General features: G+C 55.4%; 11 protein-coding genes and 1 pseudogene. 7 read left to right on the top strand and 5 right to left on the bottom strand.

Translation table 11 applies throughout. The features are described from left to right. Positions 1-29: 29 nt before the first annotated feature. From ACQ3G7_RS03390 to ACQ3G7_RS03410, 5 genes and pseudogenes are all read right to left on the bottom strand, one after another. Positions 30-1,808: an aminopeptidase P family protein gene (locus ACQ3G7_RS03390; RefSeq protein ID WP_430888835.1), complete on the bottom strand. Its 1,779-nt coding sequence runs from the start codon at positions 1,806-1,808 to the stop codon at positions 30-32. Positions 1,809-1,825: 17 nt separating this feature from the next. Then, positions 1,826-3,280: an AMP nucleosidase gene (locus tag ACQ3G7_RS03395; RefSeq protein WP_263100343.1), complete on the bottom strand. Its 1,455-nt coding sequence runs from the start codon at positions 3,278-3,280 to the stop codon at positions 1,826-1,828. Between the two features lie 137 nt (positions 3,281-3,417). Beyond that, complete coding sequence (gene acuI / locus ACQ3G7_RS03400) at positions 3,418-4,395, bottom strand: acrylyl-CoA reductase (NADPH) (protein ID WP_430888836.1); 978 nt, start codon at positions 4,393-4,395, stop codon at positions 3,418-3,420. After that, positions 4,392-5,103: pseudogene (gene acuR, locus ACQ3G7_RS03405) on the bottom strand (acrylate utilization transcriptional regulator AcuR). The gene acuI and the pseudogene acuR overlap by 4 nt, the downstream one beginning before the upstream one ends. Before the next feature lie 151 nt (positions 5,104-5,254). After that, a complete protein-coding gene (locus ACQ3G7_RS03410; RefSeq protein ID WP_263100346.1) occupies positions 5,255-5,443 on the bottom strand; it encodes a YjfB family protein in 189 nt (62 codons plus the stop codon). 515 nt (positions 5,444-5,958) lie between these two features. Between ACQ3G7_RS03410 and ACQ3G7_RS03415 the strand changes: the two genes are divergently transcribed. The 7 genes from ACQ3G7_RS03415 to ACQ3G7_RS03445 all read left to right on the top strand — a co-directional run bounded on the left by ACQ3G7_RS03415 (position 5,959) and on the right by ACQ3G7_RS03445 (position 13,241). Then, a complete protein-coding gene (locus ACQ3G7_RS03415) occupies positions 5,959-7,512 on the top strand; it encodes an L-lactate permease (protein WP_430888837.1) in 1,554 nt (517 codons plus the stop codon). A gap of 55 nt (positions 7,513-7,567) precedes the next feature. Next, entirely contained in the window at positions 7,568-8,287 is a 720-nt protein-coding gene (locus ACQ3G7_RS03420) for a (Fe-S)-binding protein (protein WP_263100348.1), read from the top strand. Positions 8,288-8,297: 10 nt separating this feature from the next. Continuing rightward, a complete protein-coding gene (locus ACQ3G7_RS03425; protein ID WP_430888838.1) occupies positions 8,298-9,719 on the top strand; it encodes a LutB/LldF family L-lactate oxidation iron-sulfur protein in 1,422 nt (473 codons plus the stop codon). After that, complete coding sequence (locus ACQ3G7_RS03430; protein ID WP_430888839.1) at positions 9,719-10,414, top strand: LutC/YkgG family protein; 696 nt, start codon at positions 9,719-9,721, stop codon at positions 10,412-10,414. Before ACQ3G7_RS03425 ends, ACQ3G7_RS03430 begins: the two co-directional genes overlap by 1 nt. A 140-nt stretch (positions 10,415-10,554) precedes the next feature. Beyond that, entirely contained in the window at positions 10,555-11,100 is a 546-nt protein-coding gene (locus ACQ3G7_RS03435) for a chorismate mutase (RefSeq protein ID WP_430888840.1), read from the top strand. 136 nt (positions 11,101-11,236) lie between these two features. Continuing rightward, on the top strand, positions 11,237-12,250 hold the full coding sequence (locus tag ACQ3G7_RS03440; RefSeq protein ID WP_430888841.1) for an AraC family transcriptional regulator: 1,014 nt from the start codon (positions 11,237-11,239) through the stop codon (positions 12,248-12,250). Positions 12,251-12,401: 151 nt separating this feature from the next. Beyond that, entirely contained in the window at positions 12,402-13,241 is an 840-nt protein-coding gene (locus ACQ3G7_RS03445; protein WP_430888842.1) for an oxidoreductase, read from the top strand. Positions 13,242-13,511: the final 270 nt, after the last annotated feature.

The raw sequence follows: 13,511 nt of genomic DNA on the forward strand, positions 1-13,511 counted from the left end.
CTGCGCCCCTTTATCTGTTGATGGTGGCGTCACCCGGCCTGAACGCGCAGTGGCGCGGTGGCGGCAAACAGCCACGGGCGGGCCTTGCTGTCGACCAGCGGCGACAGGGTGTCGCGTACCTGCTGATGATAATCATCCAGCCACTGCTGCTCTTGTTCACTGAGCAAACTCCACTCGACCAGGCTTAAATCGATAGGGATCAGCGTCAGCGACGCAAAGCGGCAGAAACCCGGCTGGCTTTCCACCACTTCGACCTGGTTTTCGATGCGAATACCGTAGCGATCGGCCAGGTAATAACCCGGTTCGATGGTCATGATATTGCCCGCAGACAGCGGCCATGGGTTGACCTTTTTGGCAATACGCTGTGGCTGCTCGTGGATCAGCAACTGGTGGCCCACGCCATGGCCGGTGCCGTGATCGAAATCCAGCCCTAAATCCCAGAGTGCGCGGCGGGCAAAGGCATCCAGTTGATGCCCGTGCGTACCGCTGGGGAATTGCAGGGTGAACATCGACAAAAAGCCTTTCAGCACGGCGGTATAGTGCAGGCGTTGCGGCGCATCCACCGGGCCAAATGACAATGTACGCGTCGCGTCGGTCGTGCCGTTCTGGTACTGACCACCGGAGTCATTGAGATAGAGATGGGCGCGGGTAATCGGCAGGTTGGTTTTTTCGCTGCTGTGATAGTGGCACATGGCGGCATTGCTGGCGGAGGCGGAAATGGTGCTGAAGCTTTGCTCGATAAAACCGGGCTGTTGCTGGCGGAATTCGAGCTGTTTTTGCTGAGCTTCCAGTTCCGTGAGCGGGTTGCCGGCCGCTTCGCGGGCCGGGACTTCATGCGTCAGCCAGGCCAGGAAGTTGACCCATGCTGCGCCGTCCTGTCGATGGCTTTCGCGATAACCCGCCAGTTCGACCGCGTTTTTATGCGCTTTGATAAAGGTAATCGGATCGGCACCCCACAGTACCTCGCCACCGTGCTGTTCAATGGCAAAACGCAGTGCGACAGGTGCGAAATCGCCGTCGAGCAGGATCTTTTTACCCGCCGCCACCTGCTGGCAACGGGGCAGGAAGGCATCAACATCGCTGAGCGTCAGTGTGGAGGTGAGCGCTGCGGACAGCGAGGCTGTCTTGGGTGGCGCGACAAACCACTCCACCTCGCCGTTGCGGCTCAGCAGGGCAAAAGAGTGCGCCACCGGGTTCATTGCGATGTCCGAACCGCGAATGTTCAACAGCCAGGCAATATTGTCCGGCAGGGTGATAGCGAGAAAATCCGCCCCTTTTTCCGCCAGCACACGGGCAACTCGCGCACGTTTGTCGGCGCTGCTTTCACCGCTGATCGCAACCGGCATTTCGCGGATAGCCCCACACGGCGCCGCCGGGCGATCGCGCCAGATAGCATCAAACGGATCGGTGGTGAGCGCACTTAACCGGCAGTGCGTCGCGCTCAGCGCCTGATACTGGCTGTTAACCATCAGCAACGGCTCAAAACCGATGCGGCTCCCGGCGGGCAGTGAAGCATTGAGCCACTGATCCAGCGGCTCGTTGTGCAAATGATGGATTTCAAACGCACTGAGATCCACCTCGTTGCGCACCTGCACCTGGTAGCGGCCATCGACGAACAGCAGCGCTTTATCGCGCAATACCAGCGCCATGCCCGCCGATCCGGTGAAACCGGTCAGCCACTGCAATTTATTGTCATGCGGTGCGCAGTCTTCACTCTGATGAGCGTCAGCGCGTGGAACGATAATGCCGTCCAGCTCCAGCGCAACTAACTGGTCACGTAATGCCTGTAGTGGTGAGGGGGATTGCATGTGGGATCCTTTTGTCATTAGCGGAACGGCGGTTCGTTAAAGGTGCGGAGTTTGCGGGAATGCAGACGGTCGCCTTCCGCGCGCAGCAAATCAATAGCCCGAATGCCGATTTGCAAATGCTCGGAAATCGCCCCTTCATAAAACCGGTTAGCCTGGCCGGGGAGTTTGATCTCCCCGTGTAGGGGTTTATCAGACACGCACAATAAGGTGCCATAAGGGACGCGGAAGCGGTAACCCTGCGCGGCGATGGTGGCGCTCTCCATATCGATTGCCACGGCGCGACTCAGGTTAAAGCGCAGCGCAGAAGCGGAGTAGCGCAGTTCCCAGTTACGGTCGTCGGTGGTCACCACGGTGCCGGTACGCAGGCGTTGCTTCACTTCCTCGCCTGGCATATCGCTCACCTCTTTGGTGGCGTCATACAGGGCGCGTTGCACTTCGGCGATGCTCGGAATAGGAATATCCGGCGGCAGCACCGCATCCAGCACATGGTCGTCGCGCAGGTAGGCGTGCGCCAGCACATAATCGCCAATCGCCTGGCTTTCACGCAGCCCGCCGCAGTGACCAATCATCAGCCAGACATCCGGGCGCAGCACCGCAAGATGATCGCAGATGGTTTTCGCATTCGAAGGCCCAACACCAATGTTAATCAGCGTAATACCCTGACCATCGGCGGTGATCAAGTGCCACGCTGGCATCTGGTGTTTTTTCCAGGCGAGGTCGGAGACGGCGGTTTCCGGGGCTTCGGTATCGGCCGTGATCCAGTTGCCCCCGGCGCAGGAGAGCGCAACGTAAGGGCTTTCCGGATCGAGGATCTGGCTACAGCCCCAGCGCACAAACTCATCGACATAACGCGTGTAGTTGGTGAACAGTACGAAGGGCTGAAAATGTTCGACCGGCGTGCCGGTGTAGTGGCGCAGTCGCGCCAGCGAAAAGTCGACGCGGCGCGCATCGAAATGCGACAACGGGTAGAGTTCCGTGGGGTGGAACAGCCCATCGGCGGTCTCATCGCCAATCTGCGCCAGTTCAGTGGTCGGGAAGAAACGCGTCAGTCCGGCGCTCATTGAGCGGTCCAGCGTCAGGGCGGAGCCATCAATCACGTACGGATAGGGGATCTCATGTGCTGACAGGCCCACTTCGATCTGTGCGCCATAGTCCTGGCACAACAGGGTGAGTTGTTCGCGTAAATAGGGACGAAACAGCGACGGGCGGGTCACAGTAGTGGTGTAGCAACCCGAATGGGTAAAACGGGCATAGGCGCGGGTTTTGGGCGGATTCGTCGCGCTGCCGTTCCAGCTTACCGACAGCGATGGATAGACGAACAACCCATTCGCACGGGCTTCGGCGTCGGGAAGCTGACCGGTTTCTATATACAAAGCGATGGCGTCGCGCAGGGCGGCGACCGAGCGGTCATACAGCGCTTCAAGCTGATCCAGCGCCTCTTCCGGGGTCAGGTGTGCACCCATATTGTTCATCTTTATCTCCTTATCTGCTCTACGGCTGTACCCGATAGTATGTCACAGGGTCGGGAAACGAAAGCCGGGCACGAAGGGATTCAGAAGAAACGGGTACGCGGGATAATCCGGCGCGACGGCGGGCGCCGGGACAGGGTTCAACCGTGGATGTTAACCAGCGTACGTCCCTGGATTTTGTTTTGCAGGAAATCGGCGGCGGTGGCAGGCGCTTGCGCCAGCGTAATCTCTGTGGCTGCCTGCTGGTAATAGCTGGCGGGCAGCGTATCCGCCAGACGTTGCCACACCGCATCGCGCTGTGCCGTCGGCACCATGACAGAGTCCACGCCCTGCAAACGGACATTGCGCAGAATAAACGGCATCACCGTGGTCGGCAGCGCAAAGCTACCCGCCAGACCGCAGGCCGCGACACAGCCGCCATAGTTGGTTTGCGCCAGTACTTTCGCCAGCACCGCGCCGCCGACGGTATCCACCGCGCCTGCCCACAGCTGTTTTTCCAACGGACGGGTCTCGGCGAAGTCACTGCGCGGCAGGATCTCATCTGCCCCTAACTGACGCAGGAAATCATGGGTGGATTCACGCCCGGTAACCGCCGCCACGCGGTAGCCCAGCGCTTTTAGCAACACTACCGCCGTACTGCCGACACCGCCGCTTGCGCCAGTCACCAGCATCGTGCCGTCCTGCGGTTTCAGCCCTGCATCTTGCAGCGCCATGACGCATAGCATCGCCGTAAAGCCTGCCGTGCCTATGATCATCGCCTGGCGCGCGCTCAAGCGTTCCGGCAGTGCAACCAGCCAGTCGCCTTTCACACAGGCCTGCGCCGCCAGACCACCCCAGTGGTTTTCACCCACGCCCCAGCCGGTGAGGATCACGGCCTGGCCCGGTGCAAAACGCGGATCGCGGCTTTCGTTCACGCGGCCAGAAAAGTCGATGCCCGGCACCATCGGGAACTGGCGAATAATTTTGCCCTTGCCGGTGATGGCCAGCGCGTCTTTGTAGTTAAGGCTGGACCAGTCAATATCGACCCGGACATCGCCCTCGGCCAGTGCGGGGAGGGCGATATCTTTGACTTCCGCCAGGGTTTGATTCTCTTTCTGTTCCAGAACTAATGCTTTCATGACTGCGTTTTCCTCGTCGGATGAGGTTGATTTTCGGCGGATTATGCCGTCCTGTGCAGGTGTTTATCTTGTTGTAATGCTGTGCCGGAAGAAGGCCCAGTACTGATTTAGTGGTTCCACGGAGCGGAACAGCTTGGCGCGCATCACCGCTCCTTCCCAGCCAGACCAGAAAAGCCGCGCCAGTTCGCCCGTATCGGCATCCGGGGGGAACTCTCCGCACTGTTGTGCGGCCATCAGACAGTGGCTGACGCGGGTTTCCCACGCTTCAAGGATTGTTTTCAACTGGTCGGGAAAGGTTTCCGGTAAAAGCGGCGTTTCCTGTAGCAGGTTGCCCACCAGGCAACCGCGGCGGAACGCATATTTCGCCATGCCCTGGCCCGCATGGTGCACAAAGGCTTCCATGCGCTGTAAGGGGGCGAGCTGGTCGTTTAGCAAAAAGGTGTCCAGTTTATGGGCGAAAAATTCGCCATAGGCGGTCAGCACCGCGGTGCCGAATTCCTGTTTGCTCTTAAAACAGTGGTAGAAAGACCCTTTGGGGACCGCGATATTTTTGATCACCGCATCAATACCGGCAGACAGATAGCCGGTTTCGGTGATCACTTCGAGACCCGAGCGAATCAGCGCTTTGCGGATATCGGTGAATTCGCGTTCGACTTTCGGCGGCCGCCCGCGGCGGGGCTTTTGCTGCGCCACTGTTTCGCCATTCATAATTTAGACCGAGTGGTTTTAATTGCCGAAAGGCTACGCCGATTTAACATGCTAAGCAAGCGAAGAGAAACAAAAAAGCCCGCACAAGGCGGGCCTGGATTCATTTTTGCCCACCGGCGCGGTAAGACTGAGCGCCGATGGGCAAACCGGATCAGGCGGTCGTGTTGATGTTACGACCGATTGCCGGGTTGGATGGCAATTGCGGGATCTGTTTAATGAGATCCGTTGCAATCGACTGCTGGCTGTCCAGCGCCTTTTTCAGCACCAGCGTGTTGACCTGGTTACTGAGCTGATAGGAATCAAGACTGCTGGCTAATGATGGGATTTGTATTGGATCCATGCATTCATCCTTAGTTATGGAACAAAACAACCTGATAGCAGCTTAAATTATAGCTGCACATTATTATCGGCAGAAATCGCTCAAACTTTAAGCGTGGCGCAGGGTGCAGGCATCCAGCGCTGGTTTTTGTTGCCGATGGTGAATAAGACTTTTCGCATAAAGACTTTCTTTAAAGATTTTGGGAAAACAGGAAAGGTTGTTTTTAAAGTGGGTAATTCTTTGTGTGAAAATAGTGCACCCCCAATAGAGTATTGACAATGCTGGTGGAAAGTATCGGAAGAAATAATGAAAATATTGCAAGATACTCCCTTTTTTCATTTTCAAAATTGCAGGTGGTATTTATTTGCAAAACAAAAATAACATCAGGTAAACGTTCTTTTATCTTTTTCATGCTGTTCAAAAATATTGTTTACACTGAAGCGATCCAGCCACTCTTTTTCTAATTGACGGTAAGTTATAAAACATTTCCCATTTGTCATATAAATACGATTGCGATATTTAATCAGGGACACAAAATGCACGAGTACTTATTGTTTATAGTAGGGGTTACCCCCCTGTTATTGATGGTTTTTTTAATTCTAAAAATTAAAATGCCCGTCCACTATTCTGTTCTGATTACCCTGGCGTTGACGTACTTACTGGCGTTACTTTTCTGGCATACGCCGATGCCGACGCTTGAATCGGCCATCATCTATGGCGCGTTAAAAGGTTTATGGCCTATCGTCATCGTTATTCTGGGCGCAATTTACAGCTATAACCTGATGCAGGCGACCCGGGCGATGGATATTTTGCGCGAAGTGCTGGCCAGTATTAGTGATGATAAGCGCATTCAGGTTCTGCTTATCTCCTGGTGTTTCGGCGGTTTTCTGGAGGCTGCGGCGGGTTACGGCACGGCGGTGGCGATCCCCATCGGCATTCTGGTGGCGCTTGGATTCCCGCCGCTGAAATCCGCCATTGCTTCACTTGTCGCAAATACCGTGCCTACCGCATTCGGCGCGGTGGGGATCCCCGTCTCTATTCTCGCGCAGCAGGTGAATCTGCCGGTGAATACCCTCAGTGGTACGATCATTTTGCAACTGGCGCTGTTTAACATTCTTTTGCCGTTCGTCATTATTTGTATTATCGGCGGCGGCCTGAAAGCCATTCGCGGTGTTTTTGGCATTACGCTTCTCTGCGGTGTATCGACCTTGATCCCGCAATATTTTGTGGCAGTACATTTAGGGGCCGAGTTACCCGCTTTTGCCGGTAGCCTTGTGAGCCTGATTGCGGTGGCGATTGCCGGACGCATCCGCAACGGAAAGACAGATCCTGCCTGGCTTATCGAAACCCGCCCTGAGAGTGAAAGACCTGTGCGTTCAGCGGCGGTGCTACTGAAAACATGTTCCATCTATATTCTGATTTTTATGTTTATCCTGCTTTGTTCGCCGCTGTTTCCGGGAATTAAATCGGCTGTTTCTGCGATTGCGTCGGTGCTGCATTTCCCGCTGGAAAACGGCACCACGCTTACACTCAAAATTGAGTGGATAGCGACGCCTGGCGTACTCATCATTCTGGCCACGGTTATCGGGGGATTTATTCAGGGCGCTCCGGTGAGCAGCATGCTGCACGTATTTGTAAAAACCGTGCTGCAACTGAGAAATTCCATTATTGCCATTATGGCCATCGTTGCGCTGGCCACGGTAATGGATGTTAGCGGGCTTATCTCCACGCTTGCGCACGTGCTGGTGAATATAACGGGCAGCAGCTACGTCTTTATTTCACCGATTATTGGCGCACTGGGAACATTTGTGACCGGTAGTGATACCAATTCAAACGTTCTGTTCGGTAAGTTGCAAACCATGGCGGCGGCAAAACTGAATATCGATCCCACCTGGCTGGCGGCCGCCAATACTGCCGGTGCCACGGGCGGGAAAATGATTTCGCCGCAAAGTATCGCCATTGCAGTGTCCGCCGCGCGAATGGGAGGGCAGGACAGCCATATTATGGCGGGCACCATGAAATATTGCGCCGCCTATATTGTTATTCTGGGCCTGGGAATCGGACTTTATTATTACTGGGTCATGGCATGAATCGTGCGCAATACAGCGCGAAACCAACAACAAATAGAGCAATGGAGTTCTTACCGTGAATGTTAACTTTTTTGTCACCTGCATTGGTGACGCCATTAAATCACGCATGGCGCGTGATACGGTTTTGCTGTTAGAGCAGTTGGGATGCCGGGTGAGTTTCCCTGAAAAACAAGGGTGCTGCGGTCAGCCTGCCATTAACAGCGGTTATATCAACGAAGCCATTCCCGGCATGAAAAACCTCATTAGCGCGCTGGAGGAGAATGATTACCCCATCGTTTCCCCCGCCGGTTCCTGTACGTATGCGATTAAAAGCTATCCCGGTTATCTGGTGGACGAACCCGAATGGGCCGCCCGCGCCGAAAAGGTTGCCGCACGAATGTTCGATCTGACGTCGTTCATTGTGAATACGCTCGGTGTGGTGGATGTGGGGGCGCGTCTGCAAGGGAAGGCGGTTTACCACCCGTCGTGCAGCTTGTTTCGCAAGATGGGCGTGAAGGAGGAGCCGTTAGCGCTTTTACATCACGTTCAGGGGCTGGAGCTGCTTCCGTTCAGCCACCCGGAAACCTGCTGCGGATTCGGCGGGACGTTTTCCGTCAAAATGGCGGAAATTTCCGGCGAAATGGTGAAAGAAAAGAGTACGCATCTGATGGAGAAGCAACCGGATTACCTGATTGGCGCGGATGTCAGTTGCCTGCTGAATATTGGCGGGCGTCTGCAACGTGAAGGCCGACCAGTAAAAGTGATGCACATTGCTGAAGTCCTGATGAGTCGCTGAGGGAAATGTCATGTTTTTAAAAACCAGTCAGGTCGAGTTTAAAACGCGTATCCGCCAGCAGATTGATGATCCCATCATGCGCAACGCGGTGGCGAATGCGCAGGAGCGAATTGGCGGCAACCGTCAGAAGATGGTGGACGAGCTGGGGAACTGGGAAGCCTGGCGCGATCATGCCAGCCAGATCCGCGACCATGTGCTGCAAAATCTGGATGCTTACCTGTATCAATTGTCGGAGAAAGTGACCGAAAACGGCGGGCATGTTTATTTCGCCAAAACCAAAGAAGAGGCCACCGACTACATCCTGAAGGTTGTGCAGGCAAAAAATGCCAAAAAAGTGGTCAAGTCCAAATCCATGGTAACGGAAGAGATTGGCATGAACCCGGTTTTACAGCAGGCCGGGATTGAGGTCATCGAAACCGATTTGGGTGAATATATCCTGCAACTGGATCAGGACCCGCCTTCGCATGTTGTGGTTCCGGCCATTCATAAAGATCGCCACCAGATCCGCCGGGTGCTTGCTGAGCATCTGGGCTATGGCGGTCCGGAAACACCCGAAGCGATGACGCGCTTTATCCGGCAGAAAATCCGCCAGGATTTCCTCAGCGCGGAAGTGGGCGTGACCGGCTGCAACTTCGCCGTGGCCGAAACCGGTTCTGTCTGCCTGGTGACCAATGAAGGGAATGCGCGAATGTGCACCACGCTGCCCAAAACGCATATCGCCGTGATGGGGATGGAGCGTATCGCGCCGACGTTTGAAGAGGTCGATGTGCTGATCACCATGCTGGCGCGAAGCGCCGTTGGCGCACGTCTGACCGGCTACAACACCTGGCTGACGGGGCCCCGGGAGGTGGACAATGTTGACGGTCCGGAGGAGTTCCACCTGGTGATAGTCGATAACGGTCGTTCAGCGGTGCTCGGCTCGCCATTTCGTGACGTGCTGCGCTGCATCCGTTGCGGTGCCTGTATTAACACCTGCCCGGCGTATCGGCACATTGGCGGGCACGGTTACGGCTCTATTTATCCCGGTCCTATCGGCGCGGTGATTTCGCCGCTGCTGGGAGGCTATAAGGATTTTAAAGATCTGCCTTACGCCTGCTCGCTCTGTTCGGCCTGCGACACGGTCTGCCCGGTGAAAATCCCGCTGTCCAAACTGATTTTGCGCCACCGCAGAGTGATGGCAGAAGAGGGGATCACGCCAAAAGCAGAGCAACGGGTGATTAAAATGTTTGCCTACGCCAACAGCCATCCGGGGCTATGGAAAGTTGGCATGATCGCCGGTGCCCGTGCGGCCGGTTGGTTGATTAAAGAGGGCAAAGCGCCGGTGAATATCGGCGCCATCAGCAACTGGACGCAGGCGCGGGATCTCCCGGATGCCGACGGCGAAAGCTTCCGTAGCTGGTTTAAAAAACATCAGGCGCAGGGGAATAAATAATGGATAACCGAACCGCGTTTCTGGCAACAATTGCGCAGGCTCTGGGGCGCGAACCCCGTAACATTCCCGATGCCCGGCCCACGCCAGCCCATAATTATGCGCAGAGCCGACTGACTGAACTCAGCCAGCAGCAGCGTTGCGATGCGTTTATCGACGTGGCGTCGACGGTCATGTTGGTGCAGTGCGAGCTGACCCGCGAAGAAGACGCGCCAGCTGCCGTACTGCGGTTATGTGAACAATATGGTCACCAGCCGGTGGTGGTGAGCGGCGATGTCCGTTTGGCCGCGGCGGGCATCACCGCCCGTCTGCAGGAGGCTTGCCAGGCGACCGTGTGGGATCCGCAGGCGGGCGAGCAAAATATCCGCCTGGCGGAGCAGGCAAAAGTGGGCGTGGTGTTTGCTGATTACGGGTTGACGGAATCGGGCGGGGTGGTGCTCTTTTCAGCGGCGGAGCGGGGGCGCGCCATCAGCCTGCTTCCGGAATCCTCCATTTTTGTGTTGCGTAAAAGCACGATCCTGCCGCGTGTTGCACAACTGGCGACGCAGTTACATGCCCTGTCGCAACAGGGTACGCGGATGCCTTCCTGCATTAACATTATTGGCGGCCCCAGCTCCACTGCCGATATTGAGCTGATAAAAGTGGTGGGCGTTCACGGCCCGGTCAACGCGGCCTATGTGATCATTGAAGATTGTTGATGTCATAAGCAGAGAGGCCAGCCGTCAGGCTGGTCTTTTTGTTAACATTAGAAATATCCTGAAAACATAATAGTAACATTAGGTTAATTATAACAAAGTAAGGTAATCATGATGCTTTCCAACTGAGGTGAGGGTTAGTCATGATTCATTATGTGGCCGTTTTCTTGTCGTCACTCTTTATGTGCAGCGCCGTTTACGCCGGTTCAGTGACCACTGTTTCACTCAGCACGCTTTCCTCTACGCTGAATCAGCGCATGGTGCTCATGCGGGATGTGGCCGAATTTAAAGCCGTTCATCATCTGCCGGTTGAGGATCTGGCGCGGGAAGAAAATGTGATTTCCGCTGCTAAAAACGAGGCCGCAGAGGCCGGGCTCGATCCGCAAACCGTTGAGCCTTTTGTCCACGCGTTGATGAATGCGAGCAAAGCCATCCAGTATCGGTATCTTGCGGACTGGCTGGCGACCCCGCAACAGGAGGCATCTGCGCAGACGCTGGCCTCCTCACGAGAGCAAATCCAGCAACTGGATCAGCAATTAATGACGACATTAAGCCAGTATTTACTTACCGGTTCATTCAGCAGCGATGATCTCGCTTGGCTGGGGAGTCAGCTCAACGCTCCCAATCTCGGCAAGGCGGATATCGACAATCTGCTTCATGCGCTAACGCAGATCCGGCGCGCTGTCTGATGTACGCTTACCGACAGGCTGGCGTAAACAGCAATGAAGATGGCATGCCTGGCGAGTGAATCGCGCCGGCGTCTCCTTATAATGATGCGTTACTGTGGCAGGGAGGTCTTGCCTGTGAAACGTGTATGGGGATTTTATGACGCGTAATCAGACCTTTTTTCTGAATATCGGATGGCGAACGCTGCTAAAAGACATGGGGATCCGGCCGGAACATGTACTGCGCCGCGCCGGGCTACCCGAGGACACGCTGTCGCGCGTGGGCGACGGGTTGTCTACTGAGGCCTATTTTCGCTTCTGGCGAAGCCTCGAAGCCGAAGCCGGGCACCCGTTGTTCCCGTTAAAAATCGTAGAGTCGGTCTCAACCGAGTTGTTTGACCCGCCGCTTTTTGCTGCGTTATGCAGCGCCAATTTGTTGCAGGCCGTGCAACGGCTGGCGAAGTACAAGCAGTTAATGGCGCCGATGAGCCTTGAGGTGGCTGTTGGTTCTCATGGCGAAATGACCATTTCTCCGCGCTGGCTTTTTGCCCAACACGATGTCCCTCACTCTTTGCTGGTGGCTGAGCTCGCTTTTTTTATCCGCCTGGCCCGGTTAGCCACACGGGAGCCCGTCAATGCGCTTGCTCTTACGTTGCCTGAACTGCCGCCGACGCCTCATTTGCGCCATGTTGAAGCGTTTTTCGGCGGGACGATAACACAAGGACATCCGGGGATTACGTTTTCCTCAACGGATGCTATGAGACCTTTTTTGACGGTTAACGAAGGGATGTGGCGCGTCTTCGAACCCGAACTTCGCCGTCGTCTCAGTGAGCTGGATGCCACAGCAACCACCGGTGAGCGGGTACAGGCGGTGTTGCTTGAGTTGATACCCGGTAATGCCGCCAGCATTGACGCGGTTGCGGTTCGTTTGGGCATGAGCCGCCGGACACTGCAACGACGGCTCGAGGAGGAAGGCGAGAGTTTTCGGGCGCTAATCAATAGCATTCGGGAGAAGCTGGCGCGTCACTATTTGCAGAATTCAGCCTTATCCGGCAGTGAAATCGCTTTTTTACTCGGTTTTGAAGATCCGAACTCCTTCTATCGTGCGTTTCATGAATGGACAGGGCAGACGCCGGACAGCGCACGCCAGGCGCATCTGTTCCCCGCTAGCTGAACCGCAACGGAGCGTGTGGCGCATTTCGCTGGCGGATTGGCGCGTGTCGCCATAGTGGCGGCGTGGATCCCTGTATAGAGTGGCGGTTATGCAGTGCTGACTGTGCAGGTCAGCCGTCACGAACCTCATTCACGCTATAAGGATCCGTTGTATGAATTCCAAAGTTGCCCTGGTGACCGGTGCCTCGTCCGGTATTGGTGAAGCCACCGCCATCAAGTTACAGTCGCTCGGCTATACCGTCTATGCGGCTGCCCGTCGGGTTGAACGCATGCAGCCTCTGGCGGCGGCCGGTATGCATATATTGCCGCTGGACGTGACCGATGATGCCTCATTACAACAGGCGGTGACGACAGTCATGACACAGTCCGGGCGCATTGACGTGCTGGTCAACAACGCCGGTTATGGCTCGTATGGCGCGGTAGAGGATGTCCCTGCTGATGAAGCGCGGGCACAGTTTGAGGTGAACGTCTTTGGGGCTGTGCGCTTAACGCAGTTATTGCTCCCGCACATGCGTGCACAGCGTTCCGGGACCATCATCAATATCACCTCCATGGGGGGCAAAATGCACACCCCGCTGGGCGCCTGGTATCACGGCACCAAGTTTGCGCTGGAAGCGATTAGCGACTGTTTGCGGATGGAGGTGCAGCCCTTTGGCATTGATGTGGTGGTCATTGAACCTGGCGGCATTAAAACCGAGTGGCCCGACATCGCCGCAGAGAAACTCCTTGCTGTTTCCGGTCATGGGGCATATGCCCGTCAGGCGCATGCCATGGCGAACTCAATGATCGGTGATGCCAGCAAGAAACGGCAGTCGCCGCCAGAGGTCATTGCGGACACCATCGCCAGGGCGCTTAGCGTACGTCGGCCAAAAACACGCTATGTGGTTGGTTTCGCGGCAAAACCAATGCTGTTTTTGCGCCGACTGTTGTCCGATCGCGCCTTTGATGGCTTTATGCGGATGGCGACAGGGATAGCGCGACAGAAGACGTAAGGTGAGCCAACACTCACGTGGCAGGAAAACCAGCCGTCTACGCATTAAATGCATGAGGTATTTTCCCTAATTAATTCACTATGCCTGGTTTCTTCTTACTTCCCTGTGAATTAATTTGGACTATGTTTTCTTTGTGAATCTATATAACTGATGTCGTGCTCAAGTAATTTCCTACACGGGAAGTGCGGGCGCGATATTATTTTCACTGACGCGTAACTAATTTCAGAATGAAATTACATAATCATGTGATAGGGAAAAAATTATTTCAGT

The sequence above is a fragment of the Kosakonia sp. N21 genome (assembly GCF_050587465.1).
Lineage (GTDB): Bacteria > Pseudomonadota > Gammaproteobacteria > Enterobacterales > Enterobacteriaceae.